The following is a 17,467-nucleotide window of genomic DNA, read 5'->3' as shown; positions in this document are numbered from 1 at the left end:
TCCTTCCGTGGCGTCAGGTGGCGAAAGTGACGTCGGCGGTCAGGCCGAGTCGTAGATGGCGGTCGAACTGCGCCCGCAGGTGATCGAGCCCGGCGGGCCGCCGGAGGAAGCGGTACGCGCCCATCTCCTCGCCATCGCGCGCACCGCGGGCGATGCTGTCCGGGCACACGGGGGAGAGCTGCCCGAACGCCGGGTCGTCCGGCGCGGTCGAGGCGAACCGCGGCACCGCGCTGGGATCGCCCTCCGGCCGGCAGTGCGCACGGCGGAGCGTGCCCCCGCCCGGGGGTGCGTATGAGTGGGACAGGGTTCCGGGGCCGCCGAGATTCGGCGGTTCCAGCAGGATGCTGTCAGTGGCGGTGAGCGTCCGCGCCGAGAGACTCCCGAACAGCGTGACCGCGTCGAGCACGACGTCGGCCGCGGGAGCGTCGATCCCGGAGCTCTGCACCACGCTCTCGCTGATCGACAACGCGCACCGAACGCCGGCCGGAACGCTCAGCGCGCTCGTGACGCACCGGTGCAGTCGGGTGCGGGTCGCGCCGACGGTCACGCCACCCACGGTGCAGCCCACCAGGACGAGCGACGGAGCACCCTTGTCGCTCACCGCGACCGCGCCACGCACGCGCAGACCGGCCAGCACCACGTCGCCGGTGACGGTCACGCCGCCGTCCACATACGGGCAGGCGCCATCGGCGGCCACGACGATCAGGTGTTCACCGGCGGCCGCGGTGAACGCGACCGGGCCCGGCTGAGTGACGCTGTCCAGGATGCGGATCACGCCGGTGGTGCCGGGCGCCGTTCCGGCGCGGGCGTCCCACGCGGAGACCGCGTCCGTCAGCGTGCGGCCATCCGCTACGACGAACTGCCATTCGGGCGACGTCGGGAGCGGTGCATCGGCGGCCGCGAGAAGTGCCCGGTGCTCGCCGGGACCCGCGCCGATGTCCCCGGCACCGCCGAACGCCACGTCGACGCGGATGCCGCCGAGTTTCGTCACGGCGCTGCCCAGTGCGAAGCGACCCCGGACCGGGTCGACGGCCACCGTGTCGTCGGCGGGCCGGACCCAGGTGCCGAGATCCGCCGAGCGGACCCGCGCCATCGCCACCGGGCCGTCCTGGAGCACGATGCGCAGCGCGGTATCGAGCTCACCGGCGCGTGCCAGCCGCCGTAGCGTCCGGTGATCCAGTGGAATCGGCGGATCGGCGCGGACGTACAGCTGCCGGTCCCGGCCTGCGGGGTCGAACGTCCAGGCCCACGGGCGGTCGCTGACGGCGCCCGGCCGCAGGCCGCACGCGGGCTGAGCCTCGATCCGATGGACGTGCACCTGGACGTGGTCCGGCCGATAGGGGCCGCGTACCGCCACGGAGCGGAAGGACGGGCCACCGCGGTCCGGATCCCGGACGTCCGGAGTGCGCACCGCTGCCGGGCGACGGTAGTTCACGTGTTGCGTGGACGCGAGCAGCGGCAACGATTCGACGACGTGCGCGGCCCAGCCAGTCGCATCCCGTACCGCGCGGGCCAGCCCGGCGGCAGTTCCCTCGGCTCGCCGGACGCGGACCGCGTTGGCCACCGACCCCCGGGCCACCACGCCACCGTCGTCCACAGCGAGCAGTGCGCCGATCAGCGGTAGGACTTCGGCGGAGCAGGTCTCCACGAACAGGTCCGCGTACCGTCCGTCGATCCCGCTGCGCAGGCGCTGGTACTCGGCCTCGATCGGCTCCAGCAGCGCCCGCAGTGGATGGCCGAGTTCGGCGTCGCGGATGCGGTGCTCCGCCGGCAGCAGTTCGTAGATCATGCGCTCAGCTCCCGCACGGTGATCAGGTCGTCGTCGACCAGCAACAACTCGGCCGGTGCCACGTCGGCCGGATCGAGCCGGCCCGGGGCCGCCGAGATCCTCGACACCGCCCGGTCGGACGGCTCGAGGAGATCGGTCGGCAGCCCGCCGGTGGCGTGCAGTGCGGTCAGGATCACGGCACGGACACCGACCGTCCGCTGCGCCGTCGTGAGGACGTCCGCGGGCGTGACGGGCTGCGCGAAGTCCCGGGCATCGAACCCGTAGGCGGTGCGGACCGCGCCGAGCACGGCGGCACACACGTCGGACGCTATCCGATCGGGCTCGGTCACCACCGAAAGCTCCACCGCGAACCGGCGCACGGCGCAGGCGCTCACGACCACCCGTTCGGCGGGACCCCCGGCCGCAGCCAGCGCTTCCCGAAGTGCGGCCAGGGTCGCCTCGGGCGCAGCGGGGCCTCCGGGGACGTACGGACCGGCAACCGTCAGCTGCATCCGGCCGTCCGGCAGCGAATAGGCGCGGGCCTTCGCCACTCCCGGGAAGACCGAGGCGAACTCCTCGTGGTCGAGCACCGTCACGACGCGGTCCGGCTCGCGTGCCCGCAGCGAAAGCAGAGCGCGAGCCCCGGCGACGTCGTCCGCGTCGGCGCCACCTGTGGCCGCAATTGGATTGACCACCGCACGCACCCCCAGCGGCCGCCGCTGCAGGAGGGTGAGGGACCCCGGCGCGACGTTGGAGGCGACCCCGCCGCCGACGCGATACGTCGCGGTGACGTTTTCGATGCCGGTGGCCAGCCGGCTTCCCCGGACGCCGTCCCCGAACTCGACCCGGGCCACGCCCTCACCGTCGAGGCGAAGGACGAAGTGGCGGTCGTGCGGTCCCGATCCGAACAAGCTGTCCACCTGCGTCCAGGCGACGCCGTCCACGCGGACGGTCGGGGCACCGCAGAGTCCCGGGCGATGCAGGGAGAACGTCTGATGGTTAGCCGTGCCGTCGCCGCTGCCGAGTACGTCGGTGACGGTCTGTCCGGCGGTGGCCTCGATCACATTCGCGTACAGCCGCACGCCGGACGGAACCAGTGGTGTGGCCAGACGAGCGTCGAGAGTCACGATCGTGTCGTCCATCGACCATTGGGCCGACACGACGTGGGCGAGCTGCGCGTGGGCGGTCCCGTACCGATCCGTACCGGAGACCAGGACCCGGGCGCCGTGGAGGAAGTCGATCGCCCGCTCGAGCCGCAGCTCCGGACCGTCCAGCGGAGCCACCACCGGCTCCTCGGCCAGGACCAATTCCTCCGATCCGGTGTGGATGACGAGTTGACGCCGCTCGGGAGTGATCTCTTCGAGTTCCGGCGTGACCGTGACGACGGTGGCCGGTCCGGACAGCGCGAAGTTGGCGAGGGTCCGGTGCCTCACCGCGGAGACGGACGACAGCTCGAGCGTGATTCCCTGCTGGGCGACGAGCAGCGAGCCCGGAACCAGGGTGGTGTGCTGCCCGTCCAGCGGAAGGTTGACCTTGCCGAGCGGCAAATCTGGCCACTCCGTCGTGCCCGGGAGATCTGACGGATTCTCCACGTACCCGAGCTTCACGGAGTCGGGCATCGCGCGCCAATCGGGCGCGTTGTGGCCGAAGAGCGAAGCCCGGATCCGGAGTGCGTATACCCGCACGCGAAAGCCGCTTGCCGCTCCGGGGACCGTGGCGAATTCGCGTAGCGGTTCGGTCCAGCCGACCCGGGTGGCCGCCGGGGCCGTGGTCTCCGTCACGACGGTTCGGATGGTCCGCAGCGCCCACGGCAGGTCGTCGGACAGTCCGCGGATCAACAGCGCGTCGCCCGGACGGAGACCGGTCGACGCGCCGGCCAGCCGCACGCTCGTGCTTCCGGGGTCGATCAGCTGCGGCCCGGTCGGGTGCAGACCGACCGGGTTGCGATCCGGGGTAGCGACCAGGTCGGACACGGTCTCGAACGTCTGCGCGGTCTCACCCTGACCGGGGATGCTCTGAACCGGCGTCCCGGCCGGCACGAGAACCGACGCGGCTCCGGCGGGCGCGTCGTCCACGGTGAATGCCAGCAGTACCGAGGAGGGCGACGCCGGACGCAACTCGACACCGACAGCGCGGCCCAGCGCGCGAACCGACACGTCGTCGGTAGCGGTGGGGAGGTAGGCCTCGTCGGCGATCCGATCGGAGTAGAACCCGACCACGTCCGCCACCATCGCGAACGCATCGAGCAAGGCGATGGCCGGGTCGTCGGACGGTGCGCCGGCCAGCGACGGCAGGCGCTCGCCGAGCGTCTGCCGCAGGCGGGCGAGCACCGCTCCGTGACGGTCAGTCGACATGACTGGCCTCCGGGAAACGCAGGGCGAGCGTGCCCCGCTCCGGCCGGTCCGGATCGTTCGGGCATCGGGCGACCTCAGCCGGTCCGAGGGAAATACGTCCGGTCGTGACCTCGTCGGACGCCGGGCGGTCGAACCGTTCGAACTGCGGCCATTCGACGTCGTGCACGCCGCGCACCGCCGTCGCGGTGGCGACCACCGAGCTCAGGAACACGTCCTCGCCCAGACCCCAGCGCGCGGGGTCGAAGAACCGTGCGAACGCGTCGCGGAGCGCGGCGTCGACCGTGCGGTGATCACGCGGGTCGGCGAGGCGGATCAGCAGCGTGATGCCGAGCGGCACCGGGATCGCGGGGGCGATCCGCACTTCGCCGCCGGAGATCCGCAGTGGCGCCAGGAACGCGCCGACCTCGGCGAGGAACGCGTCGTCGGCCGGGCGCCCGGCGACCCGATCGACGGTGACCACGTCGGTGAACCAGGAACCGGTCCAGGATCGGACGCTGATCGCCTGCTGCACCTCCGGATGACGCTGCGCGGCTGCGACCCAGTCGGCGGACGTCACCGCGCGTCGGTGTGCGCGGTGCGCGACCGGCGCCCAGCGCCGCACCTGGTCGAGCGACTCCGCGTCCAGCCCTCCCTCGGCGGGGAGTGGGTTGTCGACCTGGAGACCGCGGAACGACGACGGCAGCCTGCTGAGCACACCGGGGCCGACGTTGCCCGCCGTACCACCGCCCAGACGGTACTCGGCCGTGAACGACGTGCCGGGCTCCGGGCGTCGGCCGTGTGTGCCGTCACCGAAGCGCAGGTGCGCCACCGCCCGCTCGTCCATCTCGACGACGCAGTGATCGCTGAAGCGGTCACTGTCCAGCAGGTCGGGCACCACCGCCCAGGTTCGGCCGCTGCCCCGGACGACGAGCCGGGCGGTGGCCGGCTCACCAGCGGAGTTCTGGCCGTGCGCCATGCCCGGTCGGGAGAGGCGCGGCCGGTAGTCGCCGGTGGCGGGTACCACGGGCGGCACCAGCGGCTCCGGCCCGACCCGGCGGCCGTGCTCGGCGAGCACGAGGTTGGCGTGGGCCACCGCGTTCGTCATGGCGAGGGCGAATGGCGGCGCGTCGTCGTGCGACCAGCGCACGTGGCTTCCGCCGGGAGCCGGCAACGGGTCGGAATCGAGCCGCACCACCCAGCGACGGACGCCGTCGTCGAGCATCAGCGGGTCGCCGCGCCGCAGGTCGGCCGCCGCATCGGCGGTGAGCGTCACCGCGCGGGCGCCGGCCGGAATCGGATCGATGGTGGATACCGGTAGCGCGTCACGGTTCGGATCGACGGTGAGCGGAGCGAGCGTCGTGAACACGGTGTCGGTGCCGACCTCGGTGCCGACCGGCACCTCCACGGAGGCGTCGGCAGTGAAGACGATCCAGACGCGGGCCGCGACGCTCTCGCGCATCGGGTAGTCGAGCAGCCGGGCGTGCCGGCGTACCGAGATCCGTCGGCGGGCGGTGGCCAGGTAGGCCTCGGTGGCGACGGCGTCCTGGGCGTACGACAGGTGGTCGCCGACGTAGGCGAACAGCTCGACGAGCGTGACCCCCAGGTCGGCCGGCCCGCGGTCCGTCCAGCCGGGAGTCAGTACGCTGAGCCGGTCGAGCATCGTCTGCCGGAAGCCCGCGTAGTCGCGGCGCAGATAGTCCACGTGCGGGTCGGGGGCCGGTTCGACCCGGGGCGGGGACTCCGGGGGCGGCGGGTGGCCGCCGGTGGCGAACGTGAACACCGCGGCGGCGCGTTCCGGGTCGAATCCGTGAAGAAGCGGGTCGGCGATCTCGAACCGGTGGGCGGAGCGATCGCCGCCGGAGGTGGTGACGAGGAGCGTACGTGCGGCCTCGGGGTCCGTGCCCGGTGAGGCGGTGCCACGGATCCGGACGGGACCGTTCACGCCTCCGAGGACGCGCAGCGCGGCGGCGTCGACCGTGGCCGGAACGGGCAGCCGGCAGCGCACCCGCAGCGTCACGCCGTCCTGGACGGTGATCTCCTCGATCGCGTTGAGTCCGCCGGGATCGATCGGAATCGCGGGCGGCCCCGGCGGTTCCGGATCGGGTGTCGAGTCCGAGGGCTCCGGCGGACGCGGGTCGGGCTCGGGCTCCGGCTTGGGATCCGGCTTGGGATCCGGCTTGGGATCCGGTTTCGGGTCGGGCCGGGGCGCGGGCGCCGGGGCGCGGCTCATGACGTCCGGGAGAACACGGCGGTGGAGACCGGCCCGCTGCGGCGTGGCCGGAACTGCACCGTGACGAGCAGTGTCGATTCGGCGTCCGGATCCATGGCCACCTCGACGCTGCGGATGTCGACGTCGTCAGCCACCTGCTGCACCAGCGCGCCGTGGATCAGGGCCTCGGCGGCGGTGAGCAGTTCGCCGCCCGCCGGTTCGAACACCAGCTGGTGCAGACCGCTGCCGAACCCCGGCCGGTTGACCCGTTCCCCGGGAACCACGAACAGCACCTGCTCGATCAGCGCCCGCGCGTGGGCGACGTCGTCGGCCTCCGCGCTGCGCCCCCGCCCGTCCAGGCGGAACGGAAACGCCAGATGGGGCATCAGCGACCCCTCACTCGAGGCTGGACGACCGGGACGACCAGTGGCGTGGCGGTCGGCACGCAGGTCGACGCCGATCCGCCGAGCGCCACCGGCACACCACCGGCCCGGACCCGCGACGCGCCCACCACCCACCGGGCTGTCACGCACGGTCCGTTGCCGGCCGTCGGCGCGAACGTGCAACCGGCGACCGTGTAGACGTCCGCGACCGTCACGACCGGCTGCCCGCCGACACGCACCCGCGATACACCCGGAACGACCTGCGCCCGAGCACCGTGTGCGCAGTTCGCCGCGGTCGTCGTGGTGATCAGCTCCCCGGGCATCACATCACCTCCAGCGCGCCGTTGTTCACCGAGACGGTGGCGGCGGTCAGCGTCACCTTCGCGTTTCCGTTGACCAGTTCGATGCCGGTCGCGGAGCAGCGGATCGTGAGCGGCGCCGGCACTGCGGGGCTGTCGACGACGAGTGAGACGCTGCCCGATCCGGGTGTGTCGTCGATCGTCAGCGTGAGGCCTTCGGTCCGGAGCACCTTGATCGACGGCTGCTCGGTGTCGCGGGGCGCCTGACCGCGGCCCCAGAAGCAACCGCTCCAGATCGGGTGGTCGGGGTGCCCGCCCTCGAACTCGACCCAGACCTGGGTGCCGATCGGCGGAACCAGCGCGAGTCCGAGGCCGTCACCCGCGTACGGAACACAGGGCAGCGCCCAGCTCGTTCGTCCGTCGCCGAGCACGGCGGGGCAGCTGACCCGGATGCGGTTCTGCCCCCTCGGGTCCGTGTTGCCCGTCACCGTGCCGCGGTACTTGCCGTAGAACGCCCTCATCAGCGCTCACCGGCCAGCCCTGAACGGCTGAGCGTGAAGTCTTGGAGATGAAGGTTCTCGGCACGCGAAATCGTGTGGGTCACCTGCGTGATGCGGTACTCGCCGTCGTGCGCCCAGCCGGCGCCCGCGACGTCGACGATTCCCGGCACCGGCAGCAGCGCACCGATCAGGTGGGTTTGGGTACGACCGGTAAGGGAGACGGCCTCGGCCGTCGAGGCGGCCCGTCCGGCGGCCCACGCCGTCGCGTCAGCGGCGTTCGGCCCGCTCGATCGGTAGCGTTCGGTGCGCAGGTGAGCTCGGTAGGTTTCCCAGATCGGTACACCGGGTCCGCGCTGCCCGGATAGGCCGACAGCGCTCACCGCGACGGTGCCGCCGGTCTCCGGATCCTGCGTCGTCCCGGTGACCTCGACCGGCCGGAGGCCGTCGACACGGACGCTGAGCCGTTCGGCGGTAGGGAAGTCGGGCGTAAACGACAACGGCCGGTCGACGCGCGGCAACGACGTCCGGCGGGGTCCCCAGTACGCGGTGGCGGGCGCCGAGTCGGTCGCCGGATCGATGCGGAACACGTAGTCGTGCCTCGCCGCGAGATCCAGCAGGCACGCCAGATCGGTCGACTGCTGGACGGGAATCCGCTCGTCCTCCGGCGGCGCGCTCGACGTCGGCGGTGACACGACGTTCGCCCGGATGCCGTACCGGGCGTACCGATCGAGGATGCTTTTCACGATCATCTCTTCGCTGTGCGCGGGGTACTCGGCCGAACGCTCCTCGCGGTCCATCACAACGGTGAGGTCCTCACCGGTGAGCGTGACGACCGTGCCGGTGGTTCCGCCGTCGCTCGTCAGCTCCCGATGGGTGGTCACACCGTCGATCAGCGTCGTCGGCGCACCGTTCACCGTGGCGGACAGCAGGACCCGGTTGAAGAGATCGAAGTCATCGGCAGCGACCTGTCCGAGCTGGTCGACGGGCGGCAGTGCGAAGGCCAACTGGAACGCCGATCGGCCGGATTCGGTGCGGGTAACGCGCACCTGGCGCAAGCAGTCGAGGAAGATCGCCGGAGCCGGCCGGGGTTCCGACGCGCCGACGGCCACCGTCAGCAGTTCGGAGCTCACCATCTCGCCGCTCCCGTCGGCAGGGGAATCGCTATCCGGGTGCCGATGGCGTCTTCGCCGGTCAGCTCGTCCGGATGCAGCAGGGGATTGGCGTCACACAACCGCCAGAACTGTTCGGGATCACCGAGGTAAGCGGCGGCCACCAGATCGGGACGATCACCGCGGGTCACGGTGTGCTCGGCGAGCAGCCGACCGGAGTCCGGTGGAGGCAACAGTCGCGAGCGCAGGTAGGGAACATCCCGGAAACCGTCGGCGCCGTCCGGAAGCGTCGTCACGGCGCGCCGGGAGTTCGCGTAGCGTCCGGCGGTCAACGGACACCCGGACGCAGGGTCGCGGCGAACGACGAGAACGTGAGGGAGCCCGTTCCCGCCGACGTCATGACGACGGCGCGCTCGGCCATCTTCTCCTTCGCGACGTGGTGGGCGAAAAAGACGTGAGCGCCGGGGTTGTCGGCCGGAAGATCGAGATACGTGAGCACGCGCAGGGTGAGGCCGAGCTTCGCGCGGACCGGGTTGAGCTCGGCGTCGAAGGCCTCTTCGGTGATCGAGACGTCGGACAGCCGAACCGGAACGACCCGCCGCGGCCCCCACACCAGAAGCGCGAGCGGTGCGAGCGCGGGAACGATCTCGAACGAGCCGGAAGTGCTCAGCGACCGGTTGGCGCGTACTTGCTCGGACGGGGGGTAGAGGAGCGTCTCCACGGCAGCGAGTTGGGAGTGGACTCCGGCCACGGGATCCGGCTGGTCAGCGGCGTCGACCTCGACGGTCATCGACAGCGTTTCGATCGGCGGACCGGTGAGACGGAGGGCGTCCGCCTTCGCGGCCTCGGGATCTTCCTCGCCGACCGACCGAGCCCGTACCGAGCGGGTGATCTGGTGCGGGTTGTACTGGAAGACGATCAGCTTCGAGAGCGGACCGGATCGATCGACCTCGACCAGCGCTCCGCGGAGTGGCCGGGCAACGCCGCTGAGACCTGCCACCCGACCGCTCGCCATGCCGCGGATTCTGAGCCAACCGCCGTTACTCGGCTGTCACGGTCCTGTCACGCCTGCTCGAGGACGGCGAGGTGCTCGCACAGTGACAGTCCGGACAGGTGGGCGGCGAGGGTGCTGCCCGCGACCGGCGGTTCGTGCCAGCTGATGCCGAACCGGCCCGCCGCGTCGCGATGGTTCCAGGCGACCTCACCCGAGTGCTCGAGCGTCGAACGGACCCGGGGATCGGGGTGCGACGCGAGGTAGCGGACGAGGATGCCGCGGAACATCGCGCCGTCGCCGGGACCCTCGTCCTGCAGGACGCCGTCCGGGCACAGGTTCTTCACCACGGCATCGACGGTCTGATCGGCCCGCTCGCGGTGCCGGTCCTCGCGGGTGAGAGCCGCGAGCTCGGCGTGCGCGCCGATCACCACGCCGTGGGTGTAGGTGAACAGCCAGTCCGTGTCGACGACGTCGTCGCCGCGCCGCCCGATGCCGTCCCACACCAGGCCGGTGCGGTGGTCCACCAGCGTTCCGTCGATCCAGTCGACGATGCGCCGCGCCCAGCGCAGGTCCGCCGGATCGCCGTAGCGGCGGTACAGGCGCGCGGCGAGGATCGCGCACGGGCCGTTGGCCGCGACGTTCTTGTAGTCGCGCTGCCGTCGTGACCAGCAGATTCCACCGCCGTGGACGTCGCTCCAGCCACCGGCCAGGTGACGCCACAGCCGACGGGCGAGCACGGCCGTGCCCGCCCCGTGCTCGTCGGCGCGTAACAGCGCGAGGGCCATCCACGCGACGTCGTCGTAGTAGTCGTTGATCAGCCGGCCGCCGCGCACCAGCCGCAGCCCGGCGACGAACGCCCGGATGCGGTGCGCACCGGCCGGCGACGGCGCGCGGCACTGGGCGTCGACCAGAGCGTCCAACGCCTGCGCTTGCCACCAGTAGGCCAGACGCACGCGGTCGCCGGTCGCCGGAGGGTCGGCCAGGCGGAACAGGCCGGGGAAACCGGCCGACGGCCCGTTGCGGTACCGGTCGAGCAGCACGGTATGGGCTTCCGCCGCCCGCTCGTCCCAGCGCATGAGCGGCAGCCTGCCGCAACGACCTGAACATTCCGCGAACCACTCACGGACGTTGCCCGGCGGAACACCCGGAGAGGAAGACTTGTCCGATGGAGATGCATTCCGTCGCGGTGGGGGACGGGCCGGTGGTGGTGTTTCTGCACGGCAACCCGACGTCGTCCTATCTGTGGCGCAACGTGCTGGGGCCGGTTGCGCAGGCCGGTCACCGGTGCGTGGCGGTGGACCTGATCGGCATGGGACGCTCGGACAAGCCCGACCTGGAGTACCGGTACGCCGATCACGCCCGGTACCTCGAGGCGTTCCTGCGGGAGTTCGACGCCGTGACGCTGGTCGGGCAAGACTGGGGCGCGGTGCTCGCGCTCGACCTGCTGGGGCGTCGCCCGGACCTCGTTCAGGCCGTGGTGTTCCTCGAAGGACTCCTCCACCCGATCTAGCGCCTGGCGGACGTCGACGAGCTGTTCCGGTCGCTGCGCACGCCCGGTGTCGGCGAGCGGCTGGTGCTCGAGGAGAACGTCTTCATCGAGAAGGTGCTACCGAGCGGGGTGCTCCGCCAGCTCACCGACGCCGAGATGGACGCCTACCGCGCGCCCTACCCCGACCCCGCGAGCCGGAAGCCCCTGCTGGCCTGGCCGCGCGAGATCCCGATCGAGGGGGAGCCCGCGGACGTCACCGCGGTGGTGCGGGCGAACCAGCGGACCCTCGCCGAGTCGTCCGCACCGAAACTGTTGCTGCACGGCGAGCCGGGCGCGGTGATCGGGGCCGTCGAGGTGGCGTGGTGCCGGGAGCACGGCCGCCACCTCGACGTCGTGAACGTCGGTGCCGGGACCCACTTCCTGCCCGAGGACCAGCCCGACGCGATCGCCGCAGCCCTGATCGACTGGCTCAGATCGTCTCGCGGAGCTTCCCGTCCCGGATCCTGAACTGCCATTCACCGCGCAGCCGCATCGGTCTCTCCTTTGATCGATTCGGTCGGTGCTTCGAGCCTCGCAGCGCGCCGTGCTGCGGACAGCGGGGTGCTCCCTCGTGCCCGGGCGGGGTTGTCCGACCGGGTGGGGGCGGTCGGCGGGGACCTCGTGGTGGACAGTCCGGCCGGCGGCGGTACGACGATCCGCGCGGAGCTGCCGTGCGGATCGTGATCGGTGAGGATCCCGGCCTGCTGCGCACGTGTTGCTGGGGACGCTTCCGCCCTCCGGGCTGGACGTCGTCGGGGTGGCCGGTGACCTGGAGGTGCTGGCGTTGATGGTGGAGGGATACTCCAACAACGCGATCCCGCGGAAGCTCAGCTACAGCGGGAAGACCGTGGAGAAGCGGATCACCGCGATCGCCCAGAAGCTCGGCCTTCCCCAGGTGCTCGACGCCGACCGAGCGGACGTGAACATCCGCGTGCTCGCGGTACTGACGTACCTCCGCAGCGCGAGCTGATCGGACGGCGGTGGCGAGAAGCAGATCTAGGGGGTCCAGAACGGGTCGCGGCCGATGAAGCCGAGTAGGCGCGTCTGGGCGTCGGAACCCGGCGGAACCGCGACCCGCGGCCCGTACTGGCCGGATGACCGCATCATCTCCTCGATCGGCTCCATGCCGTCGACCAGGATCGCCGCGTACGCCGCTTCGAGGACGTCGTCCTGACCAGTCGCGCGTGCGAGATCCCACGTGTGCATGAACACGTCGGACGTGTAGAACTGGTCGATCGCGCGGTCGAGCGGTATCTCGCCGATGTGCGGGTTCGACAGGTTTTTCCCTGCTGTCGACGGGTCGTCCAGCACCCCCTGGACGCTCGCGAACTGCGTCTCCCACGCGCCCACCGGGTCGTCGTCCACCGACGGACCCGCCGGCAGCGTGATCCCGGTTCCCCCCTGCAAGAACCCCGGGAACCATTCGACGAGATGCCGCACCACGTCCCGCGCGGTCCACTCCGTCACCGGAGAGGGCACGTCCCAATCCTTGGTTCCCCGCACCCGGTCGGTGAAGTCCCCGCCGATCACCCGGTGCCGCTCAGCGGGCGAAAGCTCAGAGAGTGCCATCGGCCAGCATCCCGTCCAGTTTGGCGTGACCCTCGTTCACGCCGACCTCCATGCCGCTCTTCAGCCACGCGTCGCGGCTCTCGAAGCTGTCCACCAGTGACTGGGTGTGCAGGCGCGTGCGCCCGTCGCCGAGGTCGGAGAACCACAGCGTCTCCAGCGCGACGCCGTCCGGGTCGCCCTCCCAGGTGAACGTCTGCACGATGCGGTCGGGCCGGATCTCGTGGAACGAGCCGTGGAACGCGTACTCCTCACCGTCCCGGCTCGACACGAACCGCCAGCTCCCGCCGGTGCGCGCGTCCCAGTAGTCGACGCGGTTGTCCAGGCTGTCCGGCCCGATCCACCGCACGAAGATCTCCGGGTCGGTGTGCGCGCGCATCAACTGCGCCGGCGTGGCTCTGAAGTCACGCGTGATGCGGATGACCGGCAGCGTCGGGTCTGCCTCGATCTCGGTCATGGTGTGTCCTCCTCGTTCATGTCGGCCAGCACCCGGTCCAGGCGCTGGTAGCGCTCCTCGGCCTGCCCGCGGTACTGCTCGATCCACTCGTCCATCGAGTCCAGCGCTCCGATCTCCAGGTGAACCGGCCGCGGCTGCGGCCCCGGCGCACGGGTGACCACACCCGCCTCCTCGAGCACGCGCAGGTGCTTGTAGACCGCCTGCAGGCTCATCCGGTACGGCTCGGCGAGCTGGTTCACCGTGGCGTCGGCGACGGACAGCCGCGCCACGATGTCGCGCCGCGTCGGGTCGGCGAGCGCCGCGAACACCCTCGAAAGCTCGTCGACCGACATGCGGATCCTCGTTTCAACCCATCGGTTTAAAGCAAAGCTAGCCCCGGGTGGCGTGCCCGTCAAGGACCTGTGAAGCAGGGTTAACTTCCCAACTGCCTGACGGGCGCTCGCAAAAGCCGTACAACGGATGCTGCGCATGCCCCCTCGACGTGGAGGTTGGAATGGCCCTCGCCCTCACCGACGATCATCGGCAGCTCGCCGACGTCGTCCACTCGTTCGCCCAGGCGCACGACCTGCGTCGGGCCACGCGCGAGGCGCTGACGCAGGACTCTCCACCCAACACAGCCTGGAAGCAGATCGCGGATCTCGGCTGGACCGGCCTGCACCTCCCCGAGTCCTACGGCGGGTCCGACGCCGGCCTGCCCGAGCTCGCGGTCGTCGCCGAGCAGCTCGGTGCCGCGCCCGCGCCGGGTCCGTTCGTCGCCGTCGCGGCCGCCGGGGCGGTGCTGGACGCGGTCGCTCCCGACGACGTCAAAGCCGCCCTCCTGCCCGGTCTCGCCGACGGCTCGCGCATCGTCGTGCTCGGCCTCACCGGTGCGCTCACCAGCGAGAACGGAATCCTGTCGGGTTCGGTGGGCCCGGTTCCCGGGGCCCGTTGGGCCGACTCGGCGGTGGTGCGGGTCGGTACGGACGATCTGGCTCTCCTGCCTCTTGCCGACGTCGTGAGCGAGGCAACTCCGGGGCTCGATCCGTCGCTCGGCGCCGCCAGACTCCGGGTCGACGGGGTCTCGGCAACGGTGTTTCCCGGCGCCGCGGCCCTCGCGATCCGGATCGGGCGCACGCTCGCGGCCGCGGAAGCCGCCGGGGGAGCGCACGCCACGCTAATGATGGCCGTGGAGTACGCGAAGGTACGCGAGCAGTTCGGGCGCATCATCGGAAGCTTCCAGGCCGTGAAGCACCACCTGGCGAACATGCTGGTCGAAGCCGAGATGGCCACCGCCACAGCCTGGGACGCCGCTCGCGCCGCCGCCGCGTCGACCGGCACCGCCGCCGCGCAGGCCGCAGCCGCGCAGGCCGATGCCGCGCAGGCGGACAGCGCCGCGCCGGCGGATGCCGCCGCCCAAGCCGACCAAGCCGCTGCGGTCGCGGCGGCGACCGCGCTGCACGCGTACCAGTTCAACGCGCAGAAGGCTATCCAGATCCTCGGCGGCATCGGCTTCACCTGGGAGCACGACGCCCACCTCTACCTGCGCCGCGCGATCACACTCGCCGCGCTCTGGGGCCCGGTCACCACGGCCCAGGACGACGTCACCGCGGCCGCCCGCGCCGGTGTCCGCCGGGAGTACGCGGTGGACCTGCCCGCCGAGGCAGAGGCCTACCGCACCGACGCCCGCGCATTCGTCGAGTCCTACCGCGCCGCGCCACACGACAACCAGCGGCAGCTGCTCGTCGACTCCGGCTACCTCGTGCCGCACTGGCCGAAGCCCTGGGGCCGCGCCGCGAGCCCGGTGGAGCAGCTCGTCATCGAGCAGGAATTCGCAGGCGTCGACGTCCCGCAGCTGGGCATCGGGGGCTGGGTGACGCTCACGATCAGCCAGCACGCCACCGACGAGCAGGTCGAACGCTGGATACCGGCCAGCTTGCGCGGCGAACTGGTCTGGTGCCAGCTGTTCAGCGAGCCCGGCGCCGGGTCGGACGCGGCGGCCGTGCAGACCCGGGGCGTCAAAGTGGAGGGTGGCTGGCGCGTCACCGGCCAGAAGGTCTGGACGAGCGGCGCCCAGTACTGCAACCGCGGACTCGCGACCGTGCGCACCGACCCCGAGGTCCCCAAGCACCAGGGCATCACCGCGATGGTCGTCGATCTGAAGGCACCGGGCGTGGAGGTGCGGCCGCTCAAGGAGATCACCGGCGCGGCGATGTTCAACGAGGTGTTCTTCAACGACGTGTTCGTGCCCGACGAGGACGTCGTGGGCGAGGTCGACGCCGGCTGGACCGTCGCGCGCGCCACCCTGGGCAACGAGCGCGTGTCGATCGGCCGCGACACGACGATGGGCATCCGCGCATCACAGCTCACCCGGGTGATCGACGGGTTCGGGGTCACCGACGTCGGCTTGCTGCGCGAGTACGGGCGCCTGGTGGCGATCGAGCAGGCCAGCCGCCTGCTCAACCTCCGCATGGTGACGCGTGCCGTCGTCGGCAGCAGCGAACCGAGCATCGAGGGCGCGCTCACCAAGCTGATCGGGGCCGAGCTCGCCCAGTCCCTCAGCGAGCTCGGCCTGCAACTGGCCGGCCCGGGCGCGATCGACGGCACCGCCGACCTCCTGACCACCGGCTACCTGTACTCCCGGGCGATGACGATCGCCGGCGGCACCTCCGAGATCAGCCGCAACGTCATCTCCGAACGAATCCTCGGCCTCCCTCGCGACCCGCTGAACCGCTAGGACCGCGTCACCGAGGGACAGGGGTGTAGTCCGGTCCCGGCGTGATGCCCGACGCGAACGTCATCAGCGCGTCGGAACTCATGGTCTTCGGCACGAGCGCCACCGCGATCTGTCCGTCGGCGTACTTCACCACCGCGCTGTTCCACAGCGTGTGGTAGCACTTCTGACGGATGATCGTCCGGTCGCCGACCTGCCGGGTTTCGAGCGGCTGTTCGCGGGTCGAGAAGCCGGAGTAGATCTCCATGTTTTTCCCGCCGAGGTACACCATCACCGGGGTGAGTGATTTGGTTCCGGAGTCGTCCGTCAACCACTGTTCTTCGGCGGGCGGCCCGGACGTGAGCACGAGGTTGACGGTCACACCGCGCCACTCGGCGTAGTTGACGGCGGCCACCCGCATCCCGTCCAGGTGGGCGAACGTCACCAGGTCCGGCGCTTTCCGCTCGCGGTCGATCAGGGTTCGCGCGATGTGGCGCAGGTCCTCACCGGTGACGCCGAGCGGCATCGTCCCCCCGGCGAGGTGGATGTAGATGCGCACCCATTGGCCCGGCTTGCGCTGGAACGTGAGCGACTCCGTGCCGCCGTCGGCATCCGGCGGGGTGGTGCCGTACGGCGGGGCGCCGACCGCGTGCGGTGGGACCGAGTACGTCGTCGCGGTGATGCCGTTGACGTCGGTTGTCCCGGTCTTTCCCCGGCCGGTGATCGGCTCGGGCTCGGTCGGCGAGATCGTTACCACGATCGGTTCGGTAGGGCCGGTTGCATACAGCCTCCACCCCTCGGGTCCGGCCTTCTCCGCCCGGGGGTTGCCGAACCCGTCCGGGAGCCAGGTGAAGTCCACCGGCGACCCGGAGGCGCCGGCCGACCGGGGCGACGCGGCCGGAACCAGCCGGTCCTGAGCCTGGGGTTCGTCGAACCAGGGCGTGGACCCCCAGACCACGCCCGCGACGACCACGCACGCGGCCAGGACGCTCACGACCACCCGTCGACGTCGACGCCTGCGGGTGCCGCGCGCCAGCACGGCGTCGGCAAGGTTCGGACGGGCGGAGACGCCGGAGGCCCAGTCGGCCAGCACGTCCCGCAGTGTCTGTTCGGTCTCGTTCATCGGGCGTGTCCCCCCTCGTACTCGTGCACGGTTCCGCGCAGGCGGGCGAGCCCACGGCTGGCGTGCGCCCGCACCGTGGCCGGCGAACAGCCGATCAGTTCGCCGATCGCCGTGTCGTCGAGGTCCTCGTAGAACCGCAGGACCAGCACCGCGCGCTGTTGCCGCGGCAGCGACGTGAGCGCGTGGCGGAGCGCGTCGCGTTCGGCGTACCGCTCGGCGTGGTCGCTGCCCGGTGAGACGGCGTCCGGCGCGGTCGCCGACGGCGTCTCGCTGGACGAGCGCAACCGCCGCCACGACAGGTACTGCCGCAGGATCGCCTTCCGCACGTAGTTGCTGATCGCCTCCGGGCGTTCCAGCGCCGGCCAGCGCCGGTGGACGCGCATCAGGGCTTCCTGAAGCATGTCCTCGGCGAGGTGGTGGTTGCCGGTCAGGAGGAACGCGAAGCGCAGCAGCGGCGTCCCCTGCGCTGCCACGAACGTGTCGAAGCCGTTGTGGTCCACATACCTCTC

At 71.4% G+C, this 17,467-nt stretch carries 20 protein-coding genes; 5 read left to right on the top strand and 15 right to left on the bottom strand.

Annotation, left to right across the window (positions count from 1 at the left end; translation table 11 throughout):
* Window positions 1-13: 13 nt before the first annotated feature.
* The 10 genes from ACGFY5_RS12500 to ACGFY5_RS12455 are packed head-to-tail and all read right to left on the bottom strand — an operon-like array spanning window position 14 to window position 10,671.
* Entirely contained in the window at window positions 14-1,789 is a 1,776-nt protein-coding gene (locus tag ACGFY5_RS12500; protein WP_392719698.1) for a hypothetical protein, read from the bottom strand.
* Entirely contained in the window at window positions 1,786-4,122 is a 2,337-nt protein-coding gene (locus tag ACGFY5_RS12495) for a baseplate J/gp47 family protein (RefSeq protein ID WP_392719697.1), read from the bottom strand. The genes ACGFY5_RS12500 and ACGFY5_RS12495 overlap by 4 nt, the downstream gene beginning before the upstream one ends.
* Window positions 4,112-6,331, bottom strand: coding sequence for a baseplate J/gp47 family protein (locus ACGFY5_RS12490; RefSeq protein WP_392719696.1), 2,220 nt, complete (start codon window positions 6,329-6,331; stop codon window positions 4,112-4,114). The genes ACGFY5_RS12495 and ACGFY5_RS12490 overlap by 11 nt, the downstream gene beginning before the upstream one ends.
* Window positions 6,328-6,696 carry a GPW/gp25 family protein gene (locus tag ACGFY5_RS12485; RefSeq protein WP_392719695.1) on the bottom strand — a complete coding sequence of 123 codons (369 nt, stop codon included), beginning with the start codon at window positions 6,694-6,696 and terminating at the stop codon, window positions 6,328-6,330. The genes ACGFY5_RS12490 and ACGFY5_RS12485 overlap by 4 nt, the downstream gene beginning before the upstream one ends.
* Entirely contained in the window at window positions 6,696-7,016 is a 321-nt protein-coding gene (locus ACGFY5_RS12480) for a hypothetical protein (RefSeq protein ID WP_392719694.1), read from the bottom strand. The genes ACGFY5_RS12485 and ACGFY5_RS12480 overlap by 1 nt, the downstream gene beginning before the upstream one ends.
* Window positions 7,016-7,513, bottom strand: coding sequence for a phage baseplate assembly protein V (locus ACGFY5_RS12475; protein WP_392719693.1), 498 nt, complete (start codon window positions 7,511-7,513; stop codon window positions 7,016-7,018). The genes ACGFY5_RS12480 and ACGFY5_RS12475 overlap by 1 nt, the downstream gene beginning before the upstream one ends.
* Entirely contained in the window at window positions 7,513-8,625 is a 1,113-nt protein-coding gene (locus tag ACGFY5_RS12470) for a hypothetical protein (RefSeq protein ID WP_392719692.1), read from the bottom strand. Before ACGFY5_RS12470 ends, ACGFY5_RS12475 begins: the two co-directional genes overlap by 1 nt.
* Window positions 8,619-8,933 carry a LysM domain-containing protein gene (locus ACGFY5_RS12465; RefSeq protein ID WP_392719691.1) on the bottom strand — a complete coding sequence of 105 codons (315 nt, stop codon included), beginning with the start codon at window positions 8,931-8,933 and terminating at the stop codon, window positions 8,619-8,621. The genes ACGFY5_RS12470 and ACGFY5_RS12465 overlap by 7 nt, the downstream gene beginning before the upstream one ends.
* Window positions 8,930-9,616 (bottom strand): hypothetical protein, encoded by a 687-nt coding sequence (locus ACGFY5_RS12460; RefSeq protein ID WP_392719690.1) that lies wholly within the window; start codon window positions 9,614-9,616, stop codon window positions 8,930-8,932. Before ACGFY5_RS12460 ends, ACGFY5_RS12465 begins: the two co-directional genes overlap by 4 nt.
* Window positions 9,617-9,663: 47 nt before the next feature.
* Window positions 9,664-10,671, bottom strand: coding sequence for a glycoside hydrolase family 76 protein (locus ACGFY5_RS12455; RefSeq protein WP_392719689.1), 1,008 nt, complete (start codon window positions 10,669-10,671; stop codon window positions 9,664-9,666).
* Between the two features lie 89 nt (window positions 10,672-10,760).
* Between ACGFY5_RS12455 and ACGFY5_RS12450 the strand changes: the two genes are divergently transcribed.
* From ACGFY5_RS12450 to ACGFY5_RS12435, 4 genes are all read left to right on the top strand, one after another.
* Complete coding sequence (locus ACGFY5_RS12450; protein WP_392719688.1) at window positions 10,761-11,105, top strand: alpha/beta fold hydrolase; 345 nt, start codon at window positions 10,761-10,763, stop codon at window positions 11,103-11,105.
* Window positions 11,106-11,168: 63 nt separating this feature from the next.
* Window positions 11,169-11,591, top strand: a complete 423-nt coding sequence (locus tag ACGFY5_RS12445) for a hypothetical protein (protein ID WP_392719687.1) — start codon at window positions 11,169-11,171, stop codon at window positions 11,589-11,591.
* A gap of 93 nt (window positions 11,592-11,684) precedes the next feature.
* Window positions 11,685-11,807: a hypothetical protein gene (locus tag ACGFY5_RS12440; RefSeq protein ID WP_392719686.1), complete on the top strand. Its 123-nt coding sequence runs from the start codon at window positions 11,685-11,687 to the stop codon at window positions 11,805-11,807.
* A 28-nt stretch (window positions 11,808-11,835) separates the two neighbouring features.
* The gene (locus ACGFY5_RS12435) at window positions 11,836-12,093 is read left to right on the top strand and encodes a LuxR C-terminal-related transcriptional regulator (protein ID WP_392719685.1); all 258 of its coding nucleotides are present in this window, start codon (window positions 11,836-11,838) and stop codon (window positions 12,091-12,093) included.
* 26 nt (window positions 12,094-12,119) lie between these two features.
* On the opposite strand, the gene ACGFY5_RS12430 is transcribed toward ACGFY5_RS12435, so the two are convergent.
* Genes ACGFY5_RS12430 through ACGFY5_RS12420 form a run of 3 tightly spaced genes read right to left on the bottom strand, consistent with a single transcriptional unit; the run spans window position 12,120 to window position 13,478 of the window.
* Window positions 12,120-12,692, bottom strand: coding sequence for a TIGR03086 family metal-binding protein (locus ACGFY5_RS12430; RefSeq protein WP_392719684.1), 573 nt, complete (start codon window positions 12,690-12,692; stop codon window positions 12,120-12,122).
* On the bottom strand, window positions 12,679-13,146 hold the full coding sequence (locus ACGFY5_RS12425) for an SRPBCC family protein (protein WP_392719683.1): 468 nt from the start codon (window positions 13,144-13,146) through the stop codon (window positions 12,679-12,681). The genes ACGFY5_RS12430 and ACGFY5_RS12425 overlap by 14 nt, the downstream gene beginning before the upstream one ends.
* Complete coding sequence (locus ACGFY5_RS12420; protein WP_392719682.1) at window positions 13,143-13,478, bottom strand: ArsR/SmtB family transcription factor; 336 nt, start codon at window positions 13,476-13,478, stop codon at window positions 13,143-13,145. Before ACGFY5_RS12420 ends, ACGFY5_RS12425 begins: the two co-directional genes overlap by 4 nt.
* 161 nt (window positions 13,479-13,639) lie before the next feature.
* Here ACGFY5_RS12420 and ACGFY5_RS12415 point away from each other — a divergent pair, with 161 nt between their 5' ends.
* Window positions 13,640-15,859 carry an acyl-CoA dehydrogenase family protein gene (locus ACGFY5_RS12415; RefSeq protein WP_392719681.1) on the top strand — a complete coding sequence of 740 codons (2,220 nt, stop codon included), beginning with the start codon at window positions 13,640-13,642 and terminating at the stop codon, window positions 15,857-15,859.
* Between the two features lie 7 nt (window positions 15,860-15,866).
* Here the strand turns inward: ACGFY5_RS12415 and ACGFY5_RS12410 are convergent, their stop codons facing one another.
* Window positions 15,867-16,958 carry a hypothetical protein gene (locus tag ACGFY5_RS12410; protein ID WP_392719680.1) on the bottom strand — a complete coding sequence of 364 codons (1,092 nt, stop codon included), beginning with the start codon at window positions 16,956-16,958 and terminating at the stop codon, window positions 15,867-15,869.
* A complete protein-coding gene (locus ACGFY5_RS12405; RefSeq protein ID WP_392719679.1) occupies window positions 16,955-17,458 on the bottom strand; it encodes a SigE family RNA polymerase sigma factor in 504 nt (167 codons plus the stop codon). The genes ACGFY5_RS12410 and ACGFY5_RS12405 overlap by 4 nt, the downstream gene beginning before the upstream one ends.
* Window positions 17,459-17,467 lie beyond the last annotated feature (9 nt).

Origin of the sequence: Cryptosporangium sp. NPDC048952 (genome assembly GCF_043197895.1) — a bacterium.
GTDB lineage: Bacteria > Actinomycetota > Actinomycetes > Mycobacteriales > Cryptosporangiaceae > Cryptosporangium.
Note: the sequence above shows the minus strand (reverse complement) of the source record. Positions and strands in the feature narration are given on the sequence as shown.

Excerpts from the sequence above, each read along its gene's own strand:
- ACGFY5_RS12500 (WP_392719698.1), bottom strand. The coding sequence starts at position 1,789 with ATGATCTACGAACTGCTGCCGGCGGAGCACCGCATCCGCGACGCCGAA.
- ACGFY5_RS12495 (WP_392719697.1), bottom strand. The coding sequence starts at position 4,122 with ATGTCGACTGACCGTCACGGAGCGGTGCTCGCCCGCCTGCGGCAGACG.
- ACGFY5_RS12490 (WP_392719696.1), bottom strand. The coding sequence starts at position 6,331 with ATGAGCCGCGCCCCGGCGCCCGCGCCCCGGCCCGACCCGAAACCGGAT.
- ACGFY5_RS12485 (WP_392719695.1), bottom strand. The coding sequence starts at position 6,696 with ATGCCCCATCTGGCGTTTCCGTTCCGCCTGGACGGGCGGGGGCGCAGC.
- ACGFY5_RS12480 (WP_392719694.1), bottom strand. The coding sequence starts at position 7,016 with ATGCCCGGGGAGCTGATCACCACGACGACCGCGGCGAACTGCGCACAC.
- ACGFY5_RS12475 (WP_392719693.1), bottom strand. The coding sequence starts at position 7,513 with ATGAGGGCGTTCTACGGCAAGTACCGCGGCACGGTGACGGGCAACACG.
- ACGFY5_RS12470 (WP_392719692.1), bottom strand. The coding sequence starts at position 8,625 with ATGGTGAGCTCCGAACTGCTGACGGTGGCCGTCGGCGCGTCGGAACCC.
- ACGFY5_RS12460 (WP_392719690.1), bottom strand. The coding sequence starts at position 9,616 with ATGGCGAGCGGTCGGGTGGCAGGTCTCAGCGGCGTTGCCCGGCCACTC.
- ACGFY5_RS12455 (WP_392719689.1), bottom strand. The coding sequence starts at position 10,671 with ATGCGCTGGGACGAGCGGGCGGCGGAAGCCCATACCGTGCTGCTCGAC.
- ACGFY5_RS12450 (WP_392719688.1), top strand. The coding sequence starts at position 10,761 with ATGGAGATGCATTCCGTCGCGGTGGGGGACGGGCCGGTGGTGGTGTTT.
- ACGFY5_RS12430 (WP_392719684.1), bottom strand. The coding sequence starts at position 12,692 with ATGGCACTCTCTGAGCTTTCGCCCGCTGAGCGGCACCGGGTGATCGGC.
- ACGFY5_RS12425 (WP_392719683.1), bottom strand. The coding sequence starts at position 13,146 with ATGACCGAGATCGAGGCAGACCCGACGCTGCCGGTCATCCGCATCACG.
- ACGFY5_RS12420 (WP_392719682.1), bottom strand. The coding sequence starts at position 13,478 with ATGTCGGTCGACGAGCTTTCGAGGGTGTTCGCGGCGCTCGCCGACCCG.
- ACGFY5_RS12415 (WP_392719681.1), top strand. The coding sequence starts at position 13,640 with ATGGCCCTCGCCCTCACCGACGATCATCGGCAGCTCGCCGACGTCGTC.
- ACGFY5_RS12410 (WP_392719680.1), bottom strand. The coding sequence starts at position 16,958 with ATGAACGAGACCGAACAGACACTGCGGGACGTGCTGGCCGACTGGGCC.